The sequence below is a fragment of the Arthrobacter bussei genome, assembly GCF_009377195.2.
Lineage (GTDB): Bacteria > Actinomycetota > Actinomycetes > Actinomycetales > Micrococcaceae > Arthrobacter_D > Arthrobacter_D bussei.
In genome coordinates, this window is the sequence record NZ_VJXX01000002.1 from 398,499 (window position 1) to 423,900 (window position 25,402).

Consider the following 25,402-nt stretch of genomic DNA (forward strand, 5'->3'; position numbering starts at 1 on the left):
CCGGTGATCCTTCGTCAGCGCACGTCCCCGACCTGATCGCCCCAGCCCGGCGGTGACGGTCTCCCGACCAGAGCGGCGAGGATCCTCCGCGCCGTCCTCGTGAAATCCCGGACGTCGAACTCCTCACCGCGGCTGTGGATGCTGCCGAGGGTGAACGCGATCCGCTCGACCGTCTCCTCGTCCACGGCGATGCGGTGCGTGTCGTGCAGGAGGTCGGTAGCATCGGCGGCTGCGATGGCAGCGATCATCCGATCGCGGGGATCGCTGCCGGGCGCGCTGTCGAAAGCCTGGACGGCCGGGCTGATCCGGGGATCGAGCGGCGTCCGCTCGGTACTGAGGTCGATGGTCACGCAGCAACCTTACTCGCGGGCGACAAAAAACCGCCGGACCGAGGGCTTGCCCTCGAATTCCGGCGGTTCATTGTGGAGCTAAGGGGATTCGAACCCCTGACCCCCTGCATGCCATGCAGGTGCGCTACCAGCTGCGCCATAGCCCCGTACGTGCGCCCCTTCGGAAGGCTTTCACACCGCCGAAGCAACTTGTCCAGTGTAATGAATTCTGACGGCAGCGCCAAATCGGCCGAGGTGTCGGGGTCAACCCTCGATGGGCTCGGCCGGGAGGGACCCCAGACCCACGTTGTGCTCCGTCAGTTGCCAGGAGAACAGCGCATCACCCCGGTCCACGACCTCGTGAACCTCGGACCAGTGGCAGTTGGAGAGGCCCGCCAGTGCCCCCCACCGTTCGGGCGGCAACCCCATCAACGCTGCCAGTGCAGCCCTGATCGCTCCCCCGTGACTGACGACGACGAGCGTCCCGGCCGGAGCGATGCGCCCGACGGCCTCGGTCACCGCCGCGAGCATCCTCCGCCCGACGTCGATGCGGTTCTCCGCCCCGCCAGCACGGACCGTCGGGTCACCACCGCGCCAGGCGGCGTTGTCCTCGGCGAACTGCTCATCGATCTCCGCGAAGGACAACCCCTGCCAGCGGCCGGCATCCGTCTCCCGCAGCCGCTCGTCGTAGGACACGGGGAGGCCGGTCAGGTCCGCCAGCGCGGCCGCGGTATCCGCCGCGCGGCGCAGGTCCGACGAGATGATGGATGACGGATGGCGGGTCTCGAGTACCTCGGCGGCCCGCAGGGCCTGCTCGCGGCCCGTGGCATCGAGGTCGATGTCCTCCTGGCCCTGGAACCGCCCCGCGTGGTTCCACTCCGTCCGCCCGTGCCTCCAGAAGATGACGCGGCGAGCCCCGGGGTCAGCGTGTACGTGCCGCGTCACTCCGTGACGTCGTCGGACACTGCCGCCTGCGGCGAACTCTGGAGTGCACCCTCGAGCTGCAGGTCCACGGACGGGCAGTCCTTCCACAGCCGATCGAGCGCATAGAACACGCGGTCCGCCTCGTGCTGCACGTGGACGACGACCTGCGCGTAGTCGAGCAGCACCCAGCGGCCCTCGCTGCGACCCTCGCGGCGCACGGGCTTGAGTCCCTGCTTCGAGAGTTCCTCCTCGATCCCGTCGACGATCGCATTGACCTGGCGCTCGCTCGGAGCGGAGGCGATCACGAAGACGTCCGTGATGGCGAGACGGTCACTGACGTCGATGGCGACGATGTCCTGGGCGATCTTGTCCGCTGCCGCGTGCGCCGCGGTGCGGGCGATGCTGATGGACTGTTCGGTTGCGCTCACTGATCTCCTTGTGTGTGGCCAGCATTCTTACCCATTGAGGGAGCTGACTGTCATCATTATCCCGGTTGTAAGTGCGGCTGCGCCCACCCCGAGCAACGAGTACTGCAGGTAGCGTACGCGGCGCATCCTCCCGAGCCCCGCCGTCATCGCATCGAGCGGGTCCAGTCCGAACGCGCTGCGTGCCTCGACGGGCTCGGACCCCGGTTCCCCGGAACGGCCGGAGCCGACGCGTGGGTCCGTCTCCTCGGACCCGGCCGGCGGGACCGTTGGTTCCCGGCCGGGCTTCGGCAGCACGATCGGGATGTGTGACGTACCCGGCGCCCGGAGGATCGCTCGGCTGCCACCGGGTACCTGGAGGTATTCGGGCGGCGCGACGATCGACAGGTTGTGGGCCGACGCCGGATCGTTCGGGACGGGCGTGCGCGGCTGCACCTGCTCTGCCAGTTCCCGGACCCGCCGGGCGCGCGCGTTGAGGACGGCGGCCCGCTCGGCCAGCGCCTTCTGTTGCGCCAGGACCTCGAGGTCGACCGCGGATGGATCCTTCTCGCCCTGCATGAGGACGGCATGCCGCCGCGCGTCGTCGAGGAGTGCTTCGCGGGTCGCCGGAGCGTTCTCGAACGGCGTCCCGGCCGACCCTCCGTCCGCGCCGGCTGCATCCTTCCCGGTGTCCCCGGCAGCCCCGGGCGCTCTGGATATCGCTTGCGCCATCCTGCCCGTGTCGGTCTGTCGACGTCGGTCCCTGCGGCCGCCGGGTAGCGGATCGCGCGACGATCCTGCGGTGGTCGAACCATCGCGTGGCGTCGAGGTCCCGGCGGAGGGTCGAATGACGGCGGGGTCCGCTGCGCCGTTCTCCTCGGCGCCCGGAGAGCCGGAATCAGAGGGCACCGGGTGTGCCTCGACGGCGTACGACAGGTCGACCGCGTCGGCATCTTCACCGTCGGCATCTTCACCGTCGGCGTCTTCACCGTCGGCGTCGGTCGGCACGACGCCGGAACCCGCGCCGGACGCGTGTGCGGCGTCACTGGGCACGGTGGCGGTACTCCCACCGGCTTCATCCACATCGGCGACGTCGGTAGGCACCACGCCGGAACCCGCGCCGGAACCCGCGCCGGACGCATCATCGGCATCGTTCAGCACGCTGTCGTTCTGTGGGTGCGCGGTGGGATCGACGGCGCGCCCCTGCGCGAGCTGCAACCTCAGCTGACGACGGGTGGGCGTCTCGAGCCTGGCGCCGTCCTCCATCCCGGCCGTCCCGCCCTCCATGAGTGCACGCCTGGCTCGCAGCGCTTCCCGGTCGCGGGCGCGGGCCTGCGAATCGCGCTCCTGGCGCCCCGCCGGAACGGCGTCCACCGGTGTACCGGCCGCTCTCCTGCTCCTGCGCAGCAGCTGCCCGGGGGCAGCTCCCCCGTCCGTCGCGGTCCCGGTCCCGGCTCCAGCTCCAGCTCCAGCTCCAGCGATGATTTGTGCTCTGCCGGCGTTCCCCTCCGAACCACCGACCGGATCGTCCCCTGACGCCGACGCGTCGCTTCCTGCCATGACCGACTCCCCTGACTCGGCACGGTCCGCTTCGTGAGACCCGGAGACCCGTGCGTCGTCCATCGTCCTGCTCATTGCTGATTCACCCGGTTGGTCGTTGTGCGGAGCTGTGATCGCCCCCGTGCCTTCCCTCCGACGGGAAGACGTCTTCGTCGATCTCCGACGCCATGCCGGCCTCGAGGTCCCCGACCCTGCGGTAGAGGCGGTGCTTCGCGATGTACTGCACCACGCCGTCGGGCACGAGATACCAGACGGGCTTGTCCTCGCCGACGCGCCGACGGCAGTCCGTGCTGGAGATGGCCATCGCCGGTACCTCCAGCAGGCTGACGTCGCGTCCCCCACCGTTGAGTTCGTGCCCGGGCCGCGTCACACCGATGAAGTGGGCCAGGGACCACAGTTCCTCGGCGTTCTTCCAGGTGAGGATCTGCGACATCGCATCCGCGCCCGTGATGAAGAAGAGCTGCGCATCGGGCCGCTGGACCTTGAGGTCCCGCAGCGTGTCGATCGTGAACGTCGGTCCGGGCCGCTCGATGTCGACCCGGCTCACCGTGAAGCTGGGGTTCGACGCCGTGGCGACCACCGTCATCAGGTACCGGTGCTCGGCGGCCGTGACGTCCTTGTCCGCCTTCTGCCACGGCTGTCCGGTGGGGACGAAGACCACCTCGTCGAGATCGAAGACCGAGGCCACCTCGCTCGCGGCCACGAGGTGCCCGTGATGGATCGGATCGAAGGTCCCACCCATGACGCCGAGGCGCCAGGGTGAGCCGTCACGGTGTCGCTGCCGGGGCCCGCCCATGACGTCCCTCCGGTTGCTGTCCACGGGACCGGTACGGCTAGTGCCGGCCCGCTTCACCGTGGTCGTGGTTGTTGGCGTGCTGCTTGTGGGGATCGATGTGCTCCTCGACGGCCTCGTGCCGGTTGCGCACGTTGGAGAAGGACACCGTGACGATCATGAGGGTCAGGAGGATGCCCATGGCGATCAGTCCGTACGCGATGGCAGGCATCGGGAGTTCGGTGTGGTGTTCCATGGCTTCGGTCGCCAGCAGTGCGCTGCCGAGGGAGTAGAGCATCGTGTGTCCTCTGTCGGGTCATGAACTGCCGGACCATCCGGTCCGGCGCGGGCATTACGTCCCATGGTACGCGCTCGGCCCTCGGGGCCTCCCCTCGGCCACGGCCTTCAGCGCCGGATCTGGCCCTCGCCCTGGACGATCCACTTGGTCGTCGTGAGCTCGCTGAGGCCCATGGGCCCGCGCGCGTGCATCTTCTGCGTGGAGATCCCGACCTCCGCACCCAGTCCCAGTTCCCCGCCGTCGACGAAACGGGTCGAGGCGTTCACCAGGACGGCTGCGGAGTCGACACCGGCGACGAACTCCTCGGATGCCGAGAGGTCGTTGGTGATGATGGCCTCACTGTGCCCCGTGCTCCACCGTCGGATGTGCGTGAGGGCCTCGTCGACGGAGTCGACGGTCCGCACCGCGAGGTCCAGTTGCATGTACTCACGGCCCCAGTCGTCCTCGGTCGCCGCGGGAGCGTCGGTCCCCTCGGGCAGCAGCGCCCGGGCCCGATCGTCCACGTGCAGGGTGACACCGGCACGGACGAGCGCGGCGAGCACGCCCGGTGCCGCCGCCGACCGGCTGTGCACGAGGAGCGTCTCGACGGTGTTGCACACACTGGGCCGCTGGGTCTTGGCGTTGAGCAGCAGGTCGACGGCCATCTCCTCGTCCGCGGACGCGTCGAGCAGGATGTGGACGTTGCCCTCACCGGTCTCGATGACCGGCACGCGCGCCGTCGTCACGACGGACTGGATGAGGTCGCGGCCACCGCGCGGGATGAGGACGTCGATCCGGCCGCGCGCCGCCATGAGGACCTGGGCCCCGGCCCTGCCGTACTCGTCGATGGTGAGGACGGTGTCATCGGGCAGCCCGTGGTCCTCGAGAGTGTCGCGGATGATGCCGATCAACGCGGCGTTGGTCGCCTGGGCCGCGCTCCCACCGCGGAGGACGACGGCGTTGCCGCTCTTCAGCGCCAGCCCGGCGATGTCGACCGTGACGTTGGGACGCGCCTCGTAGATCGCCGCGACGACTCCGAGGGGTACCCGGACCTGCCGCATCCGCAGTCCATTGGGCAGAGTTTCCGCACGCACCGCGGTGCCGACGGGGTCGGGGAGGGCGGCCAGCTGCGCGAGGGCGGCGCACAGCCCGTCGATCCGCGCCGGATCCAGGGTCAGGCGGTCGAGGAGATAGTCGGAGGTCCCGGCCGCACGGCCGCGTTCGACGTCGGCCCTGTTCGCTGCGAGGACGACGTCGCGGCGCGCCACGATCGCCTCGGCGATGGCCAGCAGTGCACGGTCCTTGCGAGCCCTGGTGGCGCGGCCCAGGACGCGCGAGGCGGCGCGGGCCCGGTCGGTGATGGAGTGGACGGCCTCGGTCAGCTCGTCCGGCGACAGCGACGGTACAGACGACGCGGCCGACGCGGCCGGGTGGGTCGACGGCGATCGCTCGGCGTCGTCGTCGTTCTGCGTGGTGCGGGCGTCCTGGAGCTCGGTCATGCGGACAGTCTAGCGAGCTACTCCGTCCGGGCCCGAGGGCACCCGGTTCGTGACGCGGTCGTCGGCGGAGGGGATGACTGCAGCGCCCTCGCCCCGCCACGGCCCGCTCAGGATGCCGCCGGGCCCTGCCGGAGGACCACGAGGTCGTTGACGTGGACGACCGAGCGTTCGTACTCCACGCCGAGCTCCTCGGCGAGGTCGTGGGTGGACCGGCCGAGCATGCGTGGCAGCTCCGACGAGCTGTAGTTGACGAGGCCGCGGGCCACGACGGTCCCGTCCCCTGCGACCAGCTGCACGGGATCACCGGCCTCGAAGGCGCCCGAGACGTCGACCACCCCGGCCGGGAGCAGGGACCGGCGCCGCTCGCCGACAGCGCGGACAGCACCGTCGTCGAGGACGAGTGTTCCGACCACCCGCGCCAGGTGCGCGAGCCAGAGGAGCCGTATCGGTTGGCGCTTGCCGGTGGCCGTGAACCAGGTGCCGACGTCGTCCCCCCGCAGGGCGGCTGCGGCGTTCGCCGTGGATGTGACGAGCGCAGGGATGCCGGAGGATGCGGCGATCGTGGCGGCCTCGACCTTCGTGACCATGCCGCCCGTCCCGACGCCGGCCTTGCCGGTCCTGCCGATGGTGACCCCCTCGAGGTCCAGCGGTGAGGCGACGAGGGGGATGCGCCGGGCCCCCGCGCTGGGCGGGCCGTCGTAGAGGGCGTCGACATCGGACAGGAGCACGAGTGCCTCCGCCTTGACGAGGTGCGCCACGAGCGCGGCCAGGCGGTCGTTGTCGCCGAACCGGATCTCGTGACTGGCGACGGTGTCGTTCTCGTTGACGATCGGCACTACGCCGAAATTGAGGAGGCGCTCCATGGCCCGGTGGGCGTTCGCGTAGTGGGAGCGCCGGATCAGGTCGTCAGCGGTGAGCAGGATCTGGCTCACGGTGATCCCGTGCGTGCCGAAGGCCTGCGAGTACCGGGCCATGAGCAGACCCTGCCCCACGCTGGCAGCGGCCTGCTGGGTGGAGAGCTGGGCCGGGCGTCGCGCCAGACCCAGCGGGGCGAGGCCCGCCGCGATGGCACCGGAGGACACGAGGATCACCTCGGTCCCCCGTGCCCTGCGCTCGGCCAGGACGTCGGCGAGGCCTACCAGGGCCTCGCCGGAGATCCCGCCCGTCACCGATGTGAGGGAGGACGAGCCCACCTTGACGACGATGCGTCGCGCCGACGCGAGCCCTGCCCGGTCGGCGGCAGGCTGCGGGCCGTACTGGTCCTGCGCCACGGTCCTAGCTCTGGGACTCGGCGTCGGCCTCCTGCTGGGCAGGGGCGGGCTGCTTGCGGTTCTGGACCGACTCGGTCCAGATGCCGGCCTTGCGGTCGGCCTCGAGCTCGGCGCGCGCCGCCGCCTTGGCGTCCTTGCGCTCCTGGTACTCCTCGCGCTTCTGCTCGCGCGTCGGCCGGATGTACTCCGCCAGTCGGAGATCGCTGCCGCGGGGACCCGCCAGCAGTTCGGCGCCGCCCATCATGGTCGGCTCCCAGTCGAAGACGACGCCGTCGCCCTCGCCGATGACCACCGTGTCACCGGGCTTCGCACCCGACTTGAACAGCTGCTCCTCCACGCCGAGCTTGGCGAGGCGGTCGGCGAGGAAGCCCACGGCCTCGTCGTTGGTGAAATCGGTCTGCTTGACCCAGCGCTCGGGCTTCTCGCCCAGCACGCGGAACAGCGGCAGCGCGTCCTTCTCCTCGTTGCGGATGCGGAAGGAGGCGGCGTTGACACCGCGGGGCCGCAGCACGGGGGGTGCCACCACGGGCGGGGCCGTGGCGACGGCCTTGCGGGCCGCCTCGACGATCTCCGCCATGGCGAAGCCCAGCTGGCGCAGGCCCTCGTGGCTGGATGCGGAGACCTCGAACACGCGGTAGCCACGGGACTCGAGTTCGGGCCGGACGAAACCGGCCATGTCCTTGCCGTCGGGGACGTCCACCTTGTTGAGCGCGATCAGGCGGGGCCGCTCGTTGAGGGGAACGACATCGCCGGCGGGGCCCGCGAAGCTCATGTCCACGGCATACTTCTCGAGCTCGCGCTCGATGATGGCGAGGTCGTTGAGGGGGTCGCGGTCCGTCTCCAGCGCGGCGCAGTCGAGGACGTGCACGAGGGCCGCGCAGCGCTCGACGTGGCGCAGGAAGTGGTGTCCCAGCCCCTTGCCCTCGCTCGCACCCTCGATGAGTCCGGGGACGTCCGCGATCGTGAAGCGCGTGGAGCCTGCCTCGACGACGCCGAGGTTCGGGACGAGCGTCGTGAACGGGTAGTCCGCGATCTTGGGCCGGGCGGCCGACATCGCGGCGATCAGGCTGGACTTGCCCGCGGACGGGAATCCGACGAGGGCGATGTCCGCGATCGACTTCAGCTCCAGCACGACGTCGCGCTCGTCGCCCGGGATACCGAGGAGGGCGAAGCCGGGCGCCTTACGCTTCTGCGAGGAGAGCGCGGCGTTGCCGAGCCCGCCCTGGCCGCCGGCCGCGGCGACGAACTCGGTGCCCTCGCCCACGAGGTCGGCGAGGACCTCACCGTCCTTCGTCTTGACGACCGTGCCGTCGGGGACGGAGAGGACCAGGGTCTCGCCGCTCTTGCCGCCGCGCCAGTCACCCATGCCGTTGCCGCCGTTGGTGGCGTGGCGGTGGGGGGCGTGGTGGTAGTCGAGGAGGGTTGTCGTCTGGTGGTCCACACGAAGGATGACGTTCCCGCCGTCGCCGCCATTGCCGCCGTCGGGTCCGCCCAGGGGCTTGAACTTCTCGCGGTGGACGGACACGCAGCCGTGGCCACCGGTGCCACCGGATACGTGCAGGACGACGCGGTCTACGAAGCTCGCCACGTGGGTCTCCTTCTACAAGTACTTCACTGTGCCGAGTCTAGTCGGCTTAAAAGAAGGTGGGGCGAGCCGAAGCGGCTCACCCCACCCGAATGCTGGTGCACGATACGTGCACGTCCGCGGCGCAGATTACTCTGCTGCGGCTCCTACGATGTTGACGACCTTGCGTCCGCGACGGGTACCGAACTCGACGGCACCTGCCTCGAGTGCGAACAGGGTGTCGTCGCCGCCGCGGCCGACGTTGGCACCGGGGTGGAAGTGGGTGCCGCGCTGGCGGACGATGATCTCGCCGGCCTTGACGACCTGGCCACCGAAGCGCTTGACGCCGAGGTACTGTGCGTTCGAGTCGCGGCCGTTACGAGTGGAGCTTGCGCCCTTCTTATGTGCCATGGTGTATGCCTGCCTTCGCTGAAGTGTCTAGGTGACCGATCGGTAGTCCGAAGGACTACGCGATACCTGTGATTTTGACGCGGGTCAGTTCCGAACGGTGACCCTGGCGCTTCTTGTAGCCGGTCTTGTTCTTGAACTTCTGGATGACGATCTTCGGTCCACGAAGATTCTCGACGATCTCGGCAGTGACGGAGACCTTCGCGAGGTCCTCCGCTGCAGAGGTGATCTTGGCGCCGTCGACCAGAAGGAGGGCGGGAAGCTTGAACGTGCTTCCGGCCTGACCGGTGACGCGGTCAAGGGTAACGAGGTCTCCTACAGAAACCTTTTCTTGGCGGCCGCCTGCGCGGACAATCGCGTACACCACTTGGGAACTCACTTCTCTCGACAATCTGACTTCTGATGAAAAAACTCGGGTGCGCCTCGGCCGCGAACTGGTTCGCCGTGCCGGGCCCGCTCTGTGCGTCTTCGACGCTGCTGCCCTGGGGCTGCCGGAGCCTGACCGGATTCCTGCGGGGCCTCGCCCCTCCAGGTTCCGTCGGACACGCCGTTAACAGGCGGATGCACCGAGGGTCAAGATTACGGCAGGACGACGCCTTCCCGCAAATCAGCGTGCTCGGACGGCGCGGCGTCCGCGGATGGTCCGCGGTGCGCGTCGAAGAAGTCGCGCTCGTAGGTGGCGGACCAGCGGAATGCCAGGAGCATCGCGTCCCGCTCGTCCGGCGAGGCGGCGCGGTGCGCGCGGTCGGCGATCAGCTTGGCCTCGGCGGTGGCCTCGGCGAAGACGGGGTCGGCGTACGTCGCGATCCAGGCGCCGTACGGGTGGGCCGCCTCCGCTGCGCCGCCGTCCTGCCGCACCTGGTCCCGGACGTAGTCCCCCACCGCGGCATAGAGCCAGAAACAGGGCAGCACCGAGGCCACGAGCTCGGCGTAGGAGCCACGGGCCGTCGTCGCCACGAGATGGTCGCAATACGCACGTGTGACGGGGCCGGGCAGGTCCGTGCCGCGCGGTCCGGGCTCCGTCCCGAGCCACGACCGGTGCAGCTCCGCCTCCGTCTCGAGGCACGAGGTGGCGCACTGGAGCCAGAACAGCTGCTCGGTCTCGGTCGGTGCCAGTGCGGCGGTGCGGGCCAGCACGCCGGCGTACTCGCGGAGATAGAGGGCGTCCTCCCGCAGGTACCCCGCGAAGTCCGCCGCGGGCAGGCTGCCGTCGGTCAGCCCGACGACGAACGGGAGCTGCAGGATCTCGTGCCGGAGGCCGGCGGTGTCCCGCCAGGCGAGGTCGGTGAACGGCTGCCGGTGGCGCGGATCCGGAAGCGCATGGAAATGGTGCACGGGGCCGGCGCCCCGACCCACCCGCAGGGATGCCGAGGCGCCGAGGGCGGCTTCGAGCCATCCCTTCGCCTCACGGACGGCGGCGGACCAGTCCCCGGTCACCGCGTAGCGCGTGGCGATGGCGGACGAGAGCGAGCAGCCGGTCCCGTGCGTGTTGTCCGTCCCCACACGGCGTCCGTCGAACACGAGGGCTTCACCGGGGTGTCCGGCTCCCCCGCCCGGCAGGATCAGGGCATCGGGGCAGCGCGGCCCCGGCAGGTGCCCGCCCTTGACGAGGACGGCCGTCCCCACGCGTCCGGCGAGTTCCCGGCCCTGCCGCAGCGCCTCCTGCCAGGATCCGGCCGGCGCCGCTCCGATCAGGACGCCGAGCTCCGGGATGTTCGGGGTGACGAGGGACGCGCGTGCAGCGAGCCGGAGAACGGCCCGTACGGCGTCGTCGTCGAGCAGTCGCGCGCCGCTCGTCGCCACCATGACGGGATCCAGGACGACGACGGCGGGCCGGACGTCGTCGAGCCATCCGGCGACGCAGTCCGCGACCTCTTCGCTCCCCAGCATCCCGATCTTCACGGCATCGAGGAGGATGTCGTCGGACACCGCGTCGAGCTGCCGGCGCAGGAACTCCACGGGCGGGGTGTGGACACCTGTGACACCCATGGTGTTCTGGGCGGTCAGCGCCGTCACCACCGCGAGGGCGTACCCGCCGTTGGCACTGATGCTCTTGACGTCCGCCTGGATCCCGGCTCCTCCGCTCGGGTCGGATCCGGCGATGCTCAGGACGTTCGGGAGCGCGCGACCCCGGCTCGTCGCTGCTCGGTGAGGTTCCATGGCTGACATCCCTCCGCTAGGCCCCGGACGCCGTGCGTCCGCTAGATCAGGTTCGACGGGTGTGATCTCAGCCCTGCATCCGGCAGGGCACCCCGTGTCACCGGTCAGCCTAGCGCAGCTCCGGTGACCGGCGTCCCTGGCCGGCGTAGGGGCCGGACGTCGAGGGTCGGACGTCGAGGGTCCGACGTCGAGGGTCCGCCCCCGGGGTCAGCGATCCACCATCGCTCAGGGGTCGGACCTCCCCGGACGCGGAAGAGGACCGGAGTCCACCGGACTCCGGTCCTCTTCCCGTCCTGCAGTGCCTGCTGCTACAGCTCCGAGGCGGGTACGCCGACGCCGAAGATCAACGGCTCGGCGGCGCTGGTCGCGGGAGTCCGCACCGGCGCCTGGGCTCGCGCGACATGACGCGTGCCCGCCGGTTCGGCTGCGGCTTCGGCGCCCTGCGTCTCGATGGTGGTGTCTGCAGCGCCCTGTGCGCTGCGGGCGACACGACGGCGGGGCCGCGACCGGACGGCAGGGGGTTCCTCCACTGCGGCCGGGGCCACCCGGGTGTTCCCGGCGGGAGCGGATGACGGCGCCGCTGCGATCCCCGCCTCCTGTCCGGCCCCACGCTGCGGGGCAGCCTGCCGCGCCTCACCCGATACCGGCGTGCGTCCGAACGCCTCGCTCAGGCTGTCGAGGGTCAGGCGGGTCGCCGGAGCGTCCGCCGTCTCCTCGACAGCAGCACGACGCCGATTGGTGGCACGCGGAAGGGTCACCGTCTCGCCGTTGATCGTCAGCACGGCCTCGGTCACCTGGATGTCCGCGTCGGCGGCCGTGCCGTCGGTGTGTGCGCCCCGATCACCGTGCGCCGCAGATTCCTCGTGGGCGTGGTGCGTTGCCGCCGCGATGCTCGCGAGCGCCGCGCGGGCCGCCTCGGCCTTCGCCACGCGGTCGGGGCTGTCCGCAACGGGTGCGGCAGGCGGCGTCACGAGGTCGTCCTGCTGCTGGCCGCCGCGTCCTCCGCGGTTCCGCTTGCGCTCGCTGCGGGACATCTTGTCCTGCCGAGACTGCTGCTGTTCGGGGGCGGGCGTTGCATGGCGGTGCTCGACGGGCTCCATGTGCGTGACCACGCCGCGTCCCGCACAGTGCTCGCAGTCCTCGCCGAAGACCTCCAGGAGGCCGGTCCCCATGCGCTTGCGCGTCATCTGGACGAGGCCGAGCGAGGTGACCTCCGCGACCTGGTGCTTGGTCCTGTCGCGCCCGAGGCACTCCACAAGGCGCCGCAGCACGAGGTCGCGGTTCGCCTCGAGCACCATGTCGATGAAGTCGATGACGATGATCCCACCGATGTCGCGCAGGCGAAGCTGCCGCACGACCTCCTCGGCGGCCTCGAGGTTGTTCTTGGTGACGGTCTCCTCCAGGTTGCCGCCGCTGCCGGTGAACTTCCCCGTGTTGACGTCGACCACCGTCATGGCCTCCGTCCGGTCGATCACCAGTGATCCGCCCGAGGGCAGGAACACCTTCCGCTCGAGGGCCTTGGCGATCTGCTCGTCGATGCGCGACGCCGCGAAGATGTCCTCCTCGCCCGTCCACTTCTCCAGACGGCCCACCAGGTCGGGCGCCACGTACATGACGTAGGCCTCGATGGTGTCCCAGGCGTCCTCGCCGGAGACGACGAGCTTCGAGAAGTCCTCGTTGAAGACGTCGCGGACCACCTTGATGGTGAGGTCGGGCTCGCCGTACAGGAGCTCCGGTGCGAGGGTCTTGGTCGAGCCGGACTTGCGCTCGATCTCCTCCCACTGTGCGCGGAGCCTGTTGATGTCGTGCGTCAGCTCCTCCTCGCTGGCACCCTCGGCCGCCGTACGGACGATCACGCCGGCGTTCTCCGGCAGGCGGTCCTTCAGGATGCGCTTCAGGCGGTTGCGCTCGACGTCGGGGAGCTTGCGCGAGATGCCCGTCATGGAGCCGCCGGGCACGTACACGAGGTAGCGGCCGGGCAGCGAGATCTGGCTGGTCAGGCGGGCGCCCTTGTGGCCCACCGGGTCCTTCGTCACCTGGACGAGCACCGGGTCGCCGGACTTCAGGGCGAGCTCGATCCGGCGCGGCTGCCCGTCGAGTCCGGCGGCGTCCCAGTTCACCTCGCCCGCGTACAGGACGGCGTTGCGGCCGCGCCCGATGTCGACGAAGGCCGCCTCCATGCTGGGGAGCACGTTCTGGACCTTGCCGAGGTACACGTTGCCGATCAGGGAGTCCTGCTGGGTGCGGGAAACGAAGTGCTCCGCGAGGATGCCGTCCTCGAGGACGCCGATCTGGATGCGGTCGTCGCTCTGGCGCACGATCATCTGGCGGTCCACCGACTCACGGCGGGCCAGGAACTCCGCCTCGGTGATCACCTGGCGGCGTCGGCCCGTATCCCGCGACTCACGGCGACGCTGCTTCTTGGCTTCGAGGCGCGTGGAGCCGCGCACACTCGTGACGCGGTCCGAGACGGGCTCGCTGGACTGGCGCGGCGCGCGGACGCGCGTGACGGTGTTGGGCGGGTCGTCGTCCTCGCCACCGGTGAGTTCGAGATCCTGGTCGCCACGGCGACGCCGGCGGCGGCGACGCGAGGTGACGGCGGTGGTGTCGTCCGGTCCGCTCGACTGCGGGTCATCGTCGGAGCCCTCGGCGTCGGACCCGCCCTCGGCAGCACCGGTCGCTGAATCCGCATTCGCGTCTCCGCGCGTGCGGCTCCTGGTCCGGCGACTGCGACGCGAGCGTCGCCCGGCGTCCTCGGTGTCGTCCTCCTCGGAGTCCTCGTCCCGGGGTGCCGCGACCTTGACGGACGGCACGGTGACCGTGGTGAGGTCGGGCGCGTGGAAGAGCAGGGACAGGGGCGATTCGGGGACGGCGAACGGGTCGAATCGGTGGGTCGACTCGTCCGGCGCATTCTCGGTGCCATCGGCCGGATCCACCTCGGCGGCGGGGTCTGCCTGGTTGCTCGGCTGCCCGGCGCTCTCGGACGGTGCTCCGGTGGCGGGTGCGTCCGCCTGTGCCGCCGCCTCGACCTGCGCGTCGCCCTGCACGTCGCCCTGCGCCGCGACGCGACCGGACCTCCGGGAGGTGCGCCGTGTCGCGGGGCGGGTCGCTGCGGCCTCCGTGGTGGTGTCCGGCGGTGCGCTGCCGGGCGCGGACGCGTCTGCGACCGTGTCCGTCGTCGGGGCCTCCACGGGCTCGGAGGCGCGACGGCTGCGGGTGGCGGTCCGCCTGGTGCGGACAGTCTTCTCCTCGGCAGGGGACGCCGCGTCCCCGTCGCCCACGGACGTGCCCGACGCCGTTGCTCCGACGGGCGCCGCAGCACTGCCGGACGACACGGTGGAGTCGGATGGAGCGGTGGAGGCGGCCTGGGCGACCGCATGGGAGGAGGGGCCCTGTGCGAGACCGGCGTCCGCGGTGCTGCCTGGCCCGATCGGTGCCGGTGCGGCGGGTTCGACGGCACGGGCCGGTCCGGCCTCCGCGGTCGCGGCACGACGGCGGGTCCGGGGCGCGCGTGCGGGTGCTGCACCCGTCGGTCCCTCCGTCTCCTCGGGAGTTGCCGAGGGTGCAGGAGACGCAGCAGCAGCGGACGTGTCGGCGGGATCAGCGACGCCCGCGGCAGGGGCGGACTCCGGTGCGGAGGTCTCGTCGGTGACGACGACCGGCTTGCGGGCGCGGGTCGCCCTCTTCCGCACAGGGGCTGCAACGGCCTCGGAAGGGGACGACGGCGGGGCGGGTGGGGCGCCTTCCGGCGCACTCGCCGCCCGGCGCTTCCTCGGGGCCTTCGGCGGGGCGGTGTCCGCGGCGACCTCCGGAGTGGTCACCGGCGCTTCCGTGCGGTCCTGTTCGTTCCCCTGCAGTTCTGACTGATCCATGGGTCTCGCTCCAAACCCCTGCGGCACCGGCCACATTCCGGCACCCACCAGGGCGGTATGTCGGCCGGCCGCGGGCCCTTCGCCCGGCGGCAGACCGGAAGTCGTTGTCATGTCGTCCGAGGTCACACCGTCAATCGGGTGCGGAATCACTCGGAGACCAGTGGCGCTTTTCCACCTCAGCCGCCCTTGCGGACGGTGGGTCCCCCCAGCGGATTCCGCCTCCTTCCGCCGGTGGGGCGGACTCGGGAGGGCAGAAGCATCGCTCGCGGAACGGAAGCCTGTCACTGGACCGGCGGGGGAATGTGGTTCCCTCTCCGGCCTTCGTCATTGTCTCACACCGCCCCTCGGAAGGACCGTCGCGCCGGGCCGGACCTGCTCGCGGAGCTGAGCCGCGCCCGCGGAGCCTGACGAGCCGGAGGGCTCAGCGCTGGGGGAACTGACCCGTCGCCGGGGCCGTGTCCTCGGCCAGCGGGCGTGCGACCGGTACCTTCGTGCCGAGGACCTGGGCGACGACGTCGTGCGTGATCTGCTGCGCGGTCAGCCCCACGCGATCCAGCACCTGGTTGCGCGAGCCGTGGTCGAGGAACTCGACCGGGAGACCCACCTCGTTCAGCGCGGTGTCGACTCCGGCCGAGCGCATCTCCTGGCGGATCCGTGATCCGACGCCGCCTGCGCGGACGCCGTCCTCGATGACGATGACGATCCGGTGCTCGGCGGCGAGGTCGATGACCGACCGGCGGACGGGCAGCAGCCATCGCGGATCGATCACGGTGGAGCTGATGCCCTGGGCGCCGAGCCGGTTCGACACGTCGAGCGCGAGCTCGCTCATGGCCCCGACGCTCACGATCAGGACGTCGTTGTGGCGTGAGCCGGCGGGCCGGCGCGAGAGCACGTCCACGCCGTCGTCGAGACGCTCGACCGCCTCGACCTCGGCGCCGACCGACCCCTTGGAGTAGCGGACCACGCTGGGCGCGTCGGAGATCGAGACGGCCTCGCGCAGCTCCTCGCGGAGTCGGGAGGCATCCCTCGGAGCGGCGAGGTGCAGGCCGGGCACGGCCTGCAGCAGGGCGAGGTCCCACATGCCGTGGTGACTGGCGCCGTCGGGCCCGGTGACGCCGGAGCGGTCGAGGACGACGGTGACGCCCGCCCTGTGCAGGGCCACGTCCATCAGCAGCTGGTCGAACGCCCGGTTGAGGAACGTCGCGTAGAGGGCGATGACGGGGTGGAGCCCGCCGAAGGCCATGCCGGCCGCGCTGGTGAGGGCGTGCTGCTCGGCGATGCCGACGTCGAACACGCGGTCCGGGTGCCGCGCGGCGAAGCGATGCAGCCCGACGGGGATGAGCATGGCGCCGGTGATGCCGACGATGTCCGGACGCTCGTCCGCGATGTCCGCGATCTCGTTCGCGAACACCGACGTCCACGACTGCTGGCCCGCGGCGTCGACGGGTTCGCCCGTCTCCGGGTCGATGATGCCGACGGCGTGGAACTGGTCGGCCTCGTGGGCGCGGGCAGGAGCGTAGCCGTGACCCTTCTCGGTGATCGCATGGACGATCACGGGCCCCTCGTAGTTCTTGGCGAGGTGCAGGGCCTGCTCGACGGCCGCCTGGTCGTGACCGTCCACCGGACCCACGTACTTCATGCCGAGGTCCTCGAACAGGCCCTGGGGCGCCCACCAGTCCTTGATGCCCTTCTTCATGGCGTGGAGGCTCTTGTAGCTGAACTCCCCGACCGGTCCCCCGTTCTGCATGCGGAGCTTGACCCAGTCGAGCGTGCGCTCGTAGACGCGGTGGGTGCGGACGGAATCGAGCGTGGGTCGCAGCGAGGCGAGATAGTCGGCGACTCCGCCGATGGTGGGCGCGTAGGACCGCCCGTTGTCGTTCACCACAATGACCACGCGCCGGCGCTTGTCGGCGGCGATGTTGTTGAGGGCCTCCCACGCCATGCCGCCGGTGAGCGCGCCGTCGCCGACGAGCACGACGGTGTAGCGGTCACCCTCGCCGTTGAGGGCGCGGGCGCGCGAGATGCCGTCGGCCCAGGAGAGGGAGGAGGAGGCGTGGGAACTCTCGACGACGTCGTGCACCGACTCCGCGCGGGAGGGGTACCCGGAGAGGCCGCCCTGCTGGCGGAGGGTGCTGAAGTCCTGACGCCCGGTCACGAGCTTGTGCACGTAGGACTGGTGGCCCGTGTCGAAGATGATGCTGTCACGCGGCGAGTCGAAGACGCGGTGGATGCCGAGCGTCAGTTCGACGACGCCGAGATTGGGACCGAGGTGTCCGCCGGTGCGGGACACGGTGCTGACCAGGAAGCTGCGGATCTCCTTCGCGAGGGCCTTCAGCTGCACGGCGGTCAGTTTGCTCAGGTCCTGCGGGCCGTTGATCGTCTCCAAGAGTCCCATCGGCGCCTCCTCGCTTCGTTCGGCACGGGCGGTCGACCACCCGTGATTGACCTTAACCCTAACGTTCGGGCCTCCCCAGGGGTGCCATTGACGGCACGGCAAGCCCGGGGCTTGCGTCCCTCCCGAGCCGTCAGGCGGCAGGTGGCAGCAGACGGGCGAAGATTTCCAGATGGTGGGTGTGCGGGTACAGGTCGAAGACGCGCAGGCTGTCCAGCGTCCAGCCTGCCGCCCGGAAGTAGCCGAGGTCGCGCGCGAAGGACGCGGGGTCGCAGGAGACGTACCCGACGGCCCTCGGACGGGCGGCGGCGATCTGCCGCACCACCTTCTTCCCCGCCCCCGCACGCGGCGGGTCGAGCAGGACGATGTCGAGCCGGTCCGTCCGGCGTCCGAGGACGGCGTCGACCCTCCCCTGGACGATCGACACGTGGCCCTGTCCGTGGAGGTTGCGGCGCGCGTCCCGGCTGGTGCCCGCCGATCCTTCGACCGAGAGGACCGCACCGTCCGGTCCGACGGCGCGTGCCATCGGGACGGTGAAGAGACCGGCGCCCGCGTACAGGTCCGCGACGCGCTCCCCGGGCGCGGGGACGAGTCCGTCCAGCACCGCCGACACGAGGGCTTCCGGTGCGCCGCGGTGGATCTGCCAGAACCCGGCGCCGGTGACCCGGTAGTCGGTACCGAGCACCGATTCCTGCAGCCACGTGCGTCCCTTCAGCCGTTGCACCTGGCCGGATGCGGGATCGAGGACCCCGACGGACGCGCCGTCGATCGACGCGGCGACGGTGCCGACGCGCTTCGGCGTGGTGCCCGGTGCGGGGACGAGCAGCACCAGCGGCTCCCCGCCGCCGGAGGGGACGGCGACGTCGACCCGCTCCATCCCGCTGAGATCGAGGGTCCACAGACGCAGCGCGTTCACCGGCCCGACGGCGAGGGGCATCTCCTGGACGGGCAGGACCTCGTGCGAGCGGTGGAGATGCATCGCGAGCCGGCCCGCGGCGTCGACCGCGAAGGCCGCCCGCGTCCGCCAGCCCAGGCCGTCCTCCGACTCCCCGGGCGCCGGCTCGACGACGACCGCGCGGTCGGTCCCCCCGAGCCGCGAGAGCTGCTCCTCGACGACGGCGGACTTCAGGCGCCGCTGCTCCGCCAGGTCGATGTGTCCGAATTCCGCGCCGCCCACCGCCGAGCGCCCGCGGGCGGCGGCGCGCAGGGCATCCGCGACGGGCCACACGTGGTCCACCCGATGGGGCGAGCCCTCGAGGACCTCGACGACGTCGGCCCGCCAGAAGCTGGCGTCGTCGGCCGTGTCGGTGAAGCGGACGCGGACACGCTCACCGGGCAGCGCGTGCCGGACGAAGACCACGCGGCCCTCGTGCCGTGCGACGAAGTGCCCGCCGTGCGCGGGGCGCCCGATGGTCAGCTCCGCGGTGGGCGGACCGGTCTGCTCCCCCGTCGACGGGGCGGCGGCGGCTGGTGCTGCGTCGGTCATGGTGTCTTCCTACTTGAGGTCCTGGTAGATCTGCGCCGCGTCGGAGGACGCCAGCTGCCACGGCACGCTGGCGACCATCACGCCGGGGACGAAGTGCAGGCGCGCCTTGATCCGCAGCGCGGTCTGGTTGTGGACCAGTTGCTCCCACCACTTTCCCACGACGTACTCGGGGATGTAGACCACGATCAGGTCGCGCGGGGAGTCGCGGCGCATGGTCCTGATGTAGTCGAGGATCGGCGTGATGGTGTCGCGGTAGGGCGAGGCCAGGACGGTGATGGGGACCGGTATCTCGTACTTCTCCCAGTCCGCGAGGGTCCGGCGGGTCTGCTCGGGGTCGACGTCGACCGTGACCGCGTCCAGGCGGGAGGGTCGTGACGCCCGCGCGAAGGCGAGCGCGCGAAGGACGGGTTTCCGCAGGTGGGAGACGAGGATCACCGCGTGGACGCGTGACGGGAGCGCGCGCAGCCTGACGGCGTCGTCGATCGCGAGTTCGGCGGCCACGGCGTCGTAGTGCTTCTTGATGCTGCGCATCACCGCGAAGAGGACGGCCATCGCGAGGACGGCAATCCAGGCCCCGTACTCGAACTTGGTCACGAGGACGACGACGAGCACCGCCGCGGTGAGCGCGAAGCCCAGGCTGTTGATGGCCCGCGACTTGTGGATGGCCCAGCGGTTCTGCGCCCCGACGGTGCTCCGCAGCGTCCTGTTCCAGTGGCGGATGAGTCCGAGCTGACCGCCGGTGAAGGAGACGAACACCCCGACGATGTACAGCTGCACCAGAGCCGTGACGTCGGCGCGGAACACGAGGATGAGCACCACGGCGCCGAGGCCGAGCGCGAGGATCCCGTTGGTGAAGGTGAGCCGGTCACCGCGCGTACGGAGCTGCCGCGGGAGGTACCCGTCCGTGGCCAGGATCGACGCGAGGACGGGGAAGGCGTTGAAGGCCGCATGACCCGCGAGCATCAGGATCAGTGCCGTCGCCGCGACGACGAGGTAGAAGGCGGGCGAACCGGCGTCGAACACCGTGCGCGCGAGCTGGCTCACCACCGGCGCCTGGATGTAGTCCTCCGGGACGGGTCCGCCGTCGAGCAGCAGTTGCCGGGACGGGTCCTGGACCACGTGGACGCGCGCCGCATTGGCGAGGTAGATGACACCGGCGAGCATCGCGGCCGAGACGATCCCGAGGACGACGAGCGTCGTCGCGGCGTTGCGAGCCTGCGGCGCCTCGAAGCGCGGCACATTGGAGCCCGGGCCCTCGAGTCCGGTCAGGGCGGCGGCGCCCGCGGAGAACGCGCGGAGGATCAGCAGGGCCCCCGCGAGCCCGACCAGACCGGCGTCCAAGGCGGCATCCGGGACGATCTCGAAGCGGGCACTCGGAGCCTGCGCCAGGGTCCCGGTCGCGGACTGGACGATCCCGGTGACGCAGAGTGCGGCGATACCGGCGAGGAACGCGTAGGTCAGCACGGCCCGGGCGCGGACGCCGCGCGTGATGCCCCGCAGGTTGAGCAGGACGAGGACCGCGACGCCGAGGACGGCGAGCGTGATCCTGGCGTCCTCCAGCGCCGGGGCGAGGGAGACGACGTACTGCGCGGCCGCGGACACGGAGACCGCGACGGTCAGCAGGTAGTCGATCATGAGCGCGGAGGCCACCGTGGTGCCCGCACGGGGACCGATGTTCCGCTTCGCGATCTCGTAGTCTCCGCCCCCGGAGGGGTAGGCGTGCACGGCCTGCCGGTAGGACGCGACGACGACGAGGAGGACCGCGATCACGGCGAGCCCGACCCAGGGCGAGATGGCGACCGAGGCGACCCCGGCGAGGGCGAGCGTCAACAGGATCTCGTCCGGCGCGTAGGCCACGGAGGAGAGGGCGCTCGCGGAGAAGACGGGCATGGCGAGGCGCTTGGGAAGGCTTCTGTTCCTCAGCCTGTCGCTGGCGAACGGCTTGCCCACCAGCACCCGCTTGACGGCCTCGAGAAAAGTCAGCACAGCCCACAGACTAGCGCGTCCGCGCGGGTGGCCAGCCACTAGGCTTGGGGCTGGTACAGCACGGATCAGCAGGATCTCCACGACGAACAGACCAGGAATCAGGGGTGCCCTCGGTGGCTCATTTTGTGATCATGGGGTGCGGCAGGGTGGGTGTCAGCCTCGCCCACACGCTCGACGAATCCGGGCACTCGGTGGCCATCATCGACCAGGACGACCGCGCCTTCCGTCGCCTCCGCTCCTCCTTCGGCGGCCGCAAGGTCACCGGGGTCGGCTTCGACCGGGACACCCTGAAATACGCAGAGATCGACGACGCCTATGCGTTCGCCGCGGTGTCGAGCGGTGACAACTCGAACATCCTCGCCACGCGCGTGGCCCGCGAGACCTTCCACGTCCCCCACGTCGTCGCCCGCATCTACGATCCGGGGCGCGCGGAGATCTACCAGCGCCTCGGCATCCCCACCGTGGCGGCCGTCCGCTGGAGCGCGGACCAGGTACTCCGGCGGATCCTCCCGGAACAGACCATCAACGGCGATTTCCGCGAGACGTCCGGGCGCCTGATCCTGGCCGAACTGGCCCTGAGCGACGCCTGGCTCGGCCGGCCGCTGCGCAGCATCGAGATAGCGAGCGGTGTGCGCATCGCGTACATCACGCGCTTCGGCGAGGGCATCCTGCCGACTCCGGAGACGAGCTACCAGCAGGGCGACATCCTGCACGCCATGATGAAGACGACCGCGACGGACGAGATCGGACGGATCCTCGCGGCCGCACCGAAGGAGGAGTCATGAGGGTCGTCATCGCCGGGGCCGGGAGCGTCGGCTCGTCCATCGCCCGGGAACTGCTCGGCAACAAGCACGAGATCCTCCTGATCGACGAGAAGCCCGAGGTGATCGGGCGGAGCGGGCTGAAGGGGGCCAAGTGGCTGATCGGCGACGCCTGCGAGCTCACCACCCTGAAGGACGCACGGCTGGACGAGGCCGATGTCGTCGTCTCCGCGACCGGCGACGACAAGGTGAACCTCGTGGTGTCACTGCTCGCCAAGAGCGAGTTCGGCGTGGGCCGGACCGTGGGCCGGGTCAACAACCCCAAGAACGACTGGATGTTCGACGACTCGTGGGGCGTCGACGTGGCTGTCAACACGCCCCGCCTCATGACGGCGCTCGTGGAGGAGGCGGTGGAGATCGGCGACCTCGTGCGCCTGCTGACCCTGCAGACCGGCATGTCCTCGATCGTCGAGTTCACGGTCCCCCAGGACTCGCCGCTGGTCGGCGGGACGATCGGCAGCATCAGCCTGCCTGCGGAGTGCGCGGTCGTGGCCGTCCTGCGCGATGACTCCCCCATCACGCCGAGTCCTGACGACGTCGTCGAGGGCGGCGACGAGATGTTCTTCCTCGCGGCGATCGCGGCGGAGGACGAACTCAGGGTCGCGCTCTCCGCACGGAGCGACGGCGACCCGGAGGAGGAGCGCTAGCTGCGCCCGGGCCCGGCCGGGTCCGGCGCGGGTCCCTGACCGGAGGCGTCCGCCGCAGCAGGCGTGGCGGCCGCAGGACGTGACACGACCCACGCGAGCCACAGGCCGAGGGCGTACAGCGGAAGCCCCATGGCCACGCGCGTCGAGCCGAGGGCGGCGACGTTCTCGACGAGGTAGAGGGGTACCTGCACCGCGAGGCGCAGGGCGAGGACCGAGACGATGATCCACGTCGCGAGGGAGTAGGCGCGGACGCGCTGCGGATCCTTCCGCCACTCGATGCCCTCGTTGCGGATGAATCCGAAGAGGAGCCCGGCGAAGGGCCAGCGGAACAGCACGGAGGCGGCCATCGCGACGATGTAGGCGCCGTTGATGAAGAACCCCGGGAGGAAGAAGTCCTCGGCGTTCCCCGTCCTCAGCGCCACGAAGGCGCAGAATGCGACACCGACCAGGCCGGCGAGGGCCTGCGTGACGGGCTTCCTCGACACCAGGCGGATCACGGTGAAGACCGCGGCGACAGCGAGGGCCGCGACGAGGGACACCATGAGATCCCGCGCGAACGTGAAGACGAGCGTGAACACGAGCCCGGGCGCGATGCTCTCGGCGAGTCCCTGCACCCCGCCGATCGACGAGAGGACGTCGATCTGCCCGTCGTCGCTGCGACGCACGCCCGACGTCGCGGCGTACTGCGTCGCCAGGTCCGCCGCCGTGGGGCCCACCGCGCGCTGATCCGCCGCAGGCGCCGCAGCTGCGGCGCCCTCCGGACGCTGCTGCGGGAGCTGCTCCGAATGCTGCTCGGGACCGTGCTCCGGGGACTGCTCCGGGGTGCTCATGCGTGGACACTCATTCGTACTCCTCAGTACTCCTCTGGACGCCCGAAGATCTCGTAGCGGGGGTTGTAGACCGTGGGCGTGCCGGCGACGCGGCTCAGCATGCCCTCGAACCGCAGCGTGACGCCTGCCTCGACGCCCGGCACGCGGCGCCGGCCCATCCACACGATGAGCACCGACTCGTGGGCGCCGTCCCACTCGATGCGGGCGAGCGCCCGGAACGACGGCGACGCCGTCACGGGAGCGATCGTGATCCGCTCGATCACCCCGTGCGCCTTGATCCTTCCCCGCGTCGGCAGGGCGGACGTGGACGGCGCCGGGGAGGCCGCCACGGAGCCTGGGCGATGGGCGTGGTGGAGCGTGCCGTGCGCCGACCGATGCTCGGGCCCGGGGGGATCGGCGGGCCCGGGCAGGGCGGTCGTGGCGGGCACCGGAGCTAGCGGGTCTCGGTGATCTCGGGGCCGCGCTCGAGCGGATTGAGGTCCGGCCGGCGGGACTCGGGAGCGGGAGCCGGTGCTGCGGCGGCGTCCTTCGGCAGCTTGAGCTGCAGCAGTTCGCGTGGCGGCAGCGGATGGTCACCGCGCACCACGACCACGTCGCGGAACAGGCTCTCGATCGGGGCGGCCGCATTCTGCTCCAGCGCGGCCGGCCCGCCGAAGACACCCCGCAGGAACCAGCGCGGTCCGTTGATGCCCGCGAAGCGCGCCACGCGGTAGCCGGCCTGGCCGTCGGGCAGCTGCGCGGGCAGCTTGGCCAGCAGTTCCGTGCCCAGCCGTCCCGGGCGCTCCTCGACCGTTCCACCCTGGGACCCGACCGAGACGCCGATCTGCTCGCGGATCTCGTCCCAGAGACCCTCGGTCTTCGGCGCCGCGAAGGCCTGCAGCTGCAGGGTGGAACCACCGAGGTCCAGGGTCACGGCGATGACGCGCTTGCTGCGTTCCTCGACCTCGAGGCGCAGCTGCAGTCCTTCGGCGGCCTTGATCCTCAGGGCGCCGAGATCGATGTAGCCGCTGTCGGTGTTCTGCTCGGAGACGTCGAACGGCCCGAGAACCGTCCGATCGTAGTCCGCGCTGGAGACGTGCCCGGCGGGGACGGCAGACGCGGTGGGAGCGGCAGGCGCTGCGGCATCACCGGCCACGCCCTCGCCCCCTGCCGGCAGATCGTCCGTCGCACTGTCCGGCGCACCCTCCGTCGGATCCTCGTCCGAGGAGGGGAGTCCCGCCGCGTCGTCGGACCCGGCAGCGGCAGCGGTCGTCGCCGGGGCGCTGTCCTCCGGCGTCGCCTGTACGGCGTCGCTCGTCGTCTCCGCCGCTTCGCCGGTCGCGTCGTCCTGCTTCTTCTTCCTGAGGCGCCCAAAAGCCATGCCGGGTCCCTTTCCTGATGCCGTGGTCTGTATGTCGAATCTGTATGTCGAAGGAGTCTGTCTGTGACTGTAGGTCGTGATCGCTGCTGCCGTGGGTCTCCGCACGGATCCGGGGGCGGGCTCCGCCCGGTCAGCCGCCCGCGGGAAGGACGGCGGGTTGCGCGTCGATGGTGCCGAAGCCGCCCGTCGAGCCGAATCCACCGGTCCCACGCGCGCTGCCCGGAAGCTCGTCCACGATCTCGAACACCGCCCGCTCCACGCGCTGGATGACCAGCTGCGCGATTCGGTCGCCGCGGGAGAGGTGCACGGACTCGGTGCGGTCGGTGTTGAGCAGGCAGACCTTGATCTCGCCACGGTAGCCCGCGTCGATGGTTCCCGGCGCGTTGACGATCGTCAGGCCGTGGCGGACGGCGAGCCCCGACCGGGGGTGCACCAGGCCTGCATAGCCGTCCGGGAGTGCGATCGCCACGCCCGTCGGGACGAGCACGCGCTCGCCCGGGGCGACGACGACGTCGACTGCGGTCCTGAGGTCCGCTCCGGCATCCCCCTCGGTGGCGTACGACGGGGGCTCGAGGCCGTCGTCGAGCAACCGGATGCGGACCGGAAGGCCCTGCTGCGTACTCATCGATGCACCCCTTGATGTACTTGATGACCCTGTGGTGACGTGCCGGTCGACGAGGACGCGGCCGGCACGGAGGTGAGGATGCGTGCACGGCTCCGTCGAGCACCTCCCCCGGTGACCAGCACCCCACTGTAGCGCCTTTGCCGGAGCCCCACCTGACAGTCTTCGGCACGGCCCCGGAGTCCGGCCGAACGCCTTTCCGGCCGTCGGGATGAGGT

Annotated in this window: 22 protein-coding genes, 1 tRNA gene and 1 riboswitch; of the genes, 2 read left to right on the plus strand and 21 right to left on the minus strand. The window is 70.9% G+C overall.

Translation table 11 applies throughout. The features are described 5' to 3' along the window. Nucleotides 1–14: 14 nt before the first annotated feature. The 17 genes from FNH21_RS10095 to FNH21_RS10175 form a co-directional block, all read right to left on the minus strand. Complete coding sequence (locus FNH21_RS10095) at nt 15–350, minus strand: hypothetical protein (RefSeq protein ID WP_152814776.1); 336 nt, start codon at nt 348–350, stop codon at nt 15–17. A 73-nt stretch (nt 351–423) separates the two neighbouring features. After that, a tRNA-Ala gene (locus FNH21_RS10100) sits at nt 424–496 on the minus strand. Between the two features lie 97 nt (nt 497–593). Further along, the gene (locus FNH21_RS10105) at nt 594–1,274 is read right to left on the minus strand and encodes a histidine phosphatase family protein (RefSeq protein WP_338403233.1); all 681 of its coding nucleotides are present in this window, start codon (nt 1,272–1,274) and stop codon (nt 594–596) included. After that, nucleotides 1,271–1,681: a ribosome silencing factor gene (gene rsfS, locus FNH21_RS10110; RefSeq protein WP_191931833.1), complete on the minus strand. Its 411-nt coding sequence runs from the start codon at nt 1,679–1,681 to the stop codon at nt 1,271–1,273. The genes FNH21_RS10105 and rsfS overlap by 4 nt, the downstream gene beginning before the upstream one ends. A 27-nt stretch (nt 1,682–1,708) precedes the next feature. Then, nucleotides 1,709–3,031 (minus strand): hypothetical protein, encoded by a 1,323-nt coding sequence (locus FNH21_RS10115; RefSeq protein WP_191931834.1) that lies wholly within the window; start codon nt 3,029–3,031, stop codon nt 1,709–1,711. A gap of 268 nt (nt 3,032–3,299) precedes the next feature. Continuing rightward, nucleotides 3,300–4,013 (minus strand): nicotinate-nucleotide adenylyltransferase, encoded by a 714-nt coding sequence (gene nadD / locus FNH21_RS10120; RefSeq protein ID WP_277819746.1) that lies wholly within the window; start codon nt 4,011–4,013, stop codon nt 3,300–3,302. Nucleotides 4,014–4,050: 37 nt separating this feature from the next. Further along, a complete protein-coding gene (locus tag FNH21_RS10125) occupies nt 4,051–4,287 on the minus strand; it encodes a hypothetical protein (protein WP_152814782.1) in 237 nt (78 codons plus the stop codon). A gap of 107 nt (nt 4,288–4,394) precedes the next feature. Continuing rightward, the gene (locus tag FNH21_RS10130) at nt 4,395–5,765 is read right to left on the minus strand and encodes a glutamate-5-semialdehyde dehydrogenase (protein ID WP_152814785.1); all 1,371 of its coding nucleotides are present in this window, start codon (nt 5,763–5,765) and stop codon (nt 4,395–4,397) included. Nucleotides 5,766–5,872: 107 nt separating this feature from the next. Beyond that, complete coding sequence (gene proB / locus FNH21_RS10135; protein ID WP_191931835.1) at nt 5,873–7,036, minus strand: glutamate 5-kinase; 1,164 nt, start codon at nt 7,034–7,036, stop codon at nt 5,873–5,875. Between the two features lie 4 nt (nt 7,037–7,040). Then, nucleotides 7,041–8,624, minus strand: coding sequence for a GTPase ObgE (obgE, locus tag FNH21_RS10140; protein ID WP_191931836.1), 1,584 nt, complete (start codon nt 8,622–8,624; stop codon nt 7,041–7,043). Between the two features lie 126 nt (nt 8,625–8,750). Continuing rightward, a complete protein-coding gene (gene rpmA, locus FNH21_RS10145; protein ID WP_028280075.1) occupies nt 8,751–9,011 on the minus strand; it encodes a 50S ribosomal protein L27 in 261 nt (86 codons plus the stop codon). 55 nt (nt 9,012–9,066) lie between these two features. After that, nucleotides 9,067–9,375: a 50S ribosomal protein L21 gene (rplU, locus tag FNH21_RS10150; RefSeq protein ID WP_043444935.1), complete on the minus strand. Its 309-nt coding sequence runs from the start codon at nt 9,373–9,375 to the stop codon at nt 9,067–9,069. A gap of 212 nt (nt 9,376–9,587) precedes the next feature. Further along, nucleotides 9,588–11,168, minus strand: coding sequence for a bifunctional hydroxymethylpyrimidine kinase/phosphomethylpyrimidine kinase (gene thiD, locus FNH21_RS10155; protein WP_241743151.1), 1,581 nt, complete (start codon nt 11,166–11,168; stop codon nt 9,588–9,590). Beyond that, a riboswitch (TPP riboswitch) is annotated at nt 11,160–11,273 on the minus strand. It overlaps the preceding gene by 9 nt. A 203-nt stretch (nt 11,274–11,476) precedes the next feature. After that, nucleotides 11,477–15,040 (minus strand): Rne/Rng family ribonuclease, encoded by a 3,564-nt coding sequence (locus FNH21_RS10160; protein WP_152814799.1) that lies wholly within the window; start codon nt 15,038–15,040, stop codon nt 11,477–11,479. A gap of 421 nt (nt 15,041–15,461) precedes the next feature. Then, the gene (dxs, locus tag FNH21_RS10165; protein ID WP_152814802.1) at nt 15,462–17,435 is read right to left on the minus strand and encodes a 1-deoxy-D-xylulose-5-phosphate synthase; all 1,974 of its coding nucleotides are present in this window, start codon (nt 17,433–17,435) and stop codon (nt 15,462–15,464) included. Between the two features lie 130 nt (nt 17,436–17,565). Continuing rightward, the gene (locus FNH21_RS10170; RefSeq protein WP_152814805.1) at nt 17,566–18,918 is read right to left on the minus strand and encodes a class I SAM-dependent RNA methyltransferase; all 1,353 of its coding nucleotides are present in this window, start codon (nt 18,916–18,918) and stop codon (nt 17,566–17,568) included. Between the two features lie 9 nt (nt 18,919–18,927). Then, a complete protein-coding gene (locus tag FNH21_RS10175) occupies nt 18,928–20,904 on the minus strand; it encodes an APC family permease (protein WP_338403234.1) in 1,977 nt (658 codons plus the stop codon). Between the two features lie 113 nt (nt 20,905–21,017). On the opposite strand from FNH21_RS10175, the gene FNH21_RS10180 reads away from it, so the two are divergent. Both FNH21_RS10180 and FNH21_RS10185 read left to right on the plus strand, forming a co-directional pair. Continuing rightward, complete coding sequence (locus FNH21_RS10180; RefSeq protein WP_191931837.1) at nt 21,018–21,689, plus strand: NAD-binding protein; 672 nt, start codon at nt 21,018–21,020, stop codon at nt 21,687–21,689. Further along, a complete protein-coding gene (locus tag FNH21_RS10185) occupies nt 21,686–22,372 on the plus strand; it encodes a potassium channel family protein (protein ID WP_152814808.1) in 687 nt (228 codons plus the stop codon). The genes FNH21_RS10180 and FNH21_RS10185 overlap by 4 nt, the downstream gene beginning before the upstream one ends. Here the strand turns inward: FNH21_RS10185 and FNH21_RS10190 are convergent. The 4 genes from FNH21_RS10190 to dut all read right to left on the minus strand — a co-directional run bounded on the left by FNH21_RS10190 (nt 22,369) and on the right by dut (nt 25,187). Beyond that, nucleotides 22,369–23,202, minus strand: a complete 834-nt coding sequence (locus FNH21_RS10190) for a DUF3159 domain-containing protein (RefSeq protein WP_152814810.1) — start codon at nt 23,200–23,202, stop codon at nt 22,369–22,371. The genes FNH21_RS10185 and FNH21_RS10190 overlap by 4 nt on opposite strands. Before the next feature lie 23 nt (nt 23,203–23,225). Beyond that, on the minus strand, nt 23,226–23,465 hold the full coding sequence (locus FNH21_RS10195; RefSeq protein WP_241743152.1) for a hypothetical protein: 240 nt from the start codon (nt 23,463–23,465) through the stop codon (nt 23,226–23,228). 170 nt (nt 23,466–23,635) lie between these two features. Beyond that, a complete protein-coding gene (locus tag FNH21_RS10200) occupies nt 23,636–24,562 on the minus strand; it encodes a DUF3710 domain-containing protein (RefSeq protein ID WP_152814813.1) in 927 nt (308 codons plus the stop codon). Between the two features lie 130 nt (nt 24,563–24,692). Then, entirely contained in the window at nt 24,693–25,187 is a 495-nt protein-coding gene (gene dut / locus FNH21_RS10205; protein ID WP_152814816.1) for a dUTP diphosphatase, read from the minus strand. Nucleotides 25,188–25,402: the final 215 nt, after the last annotated feature.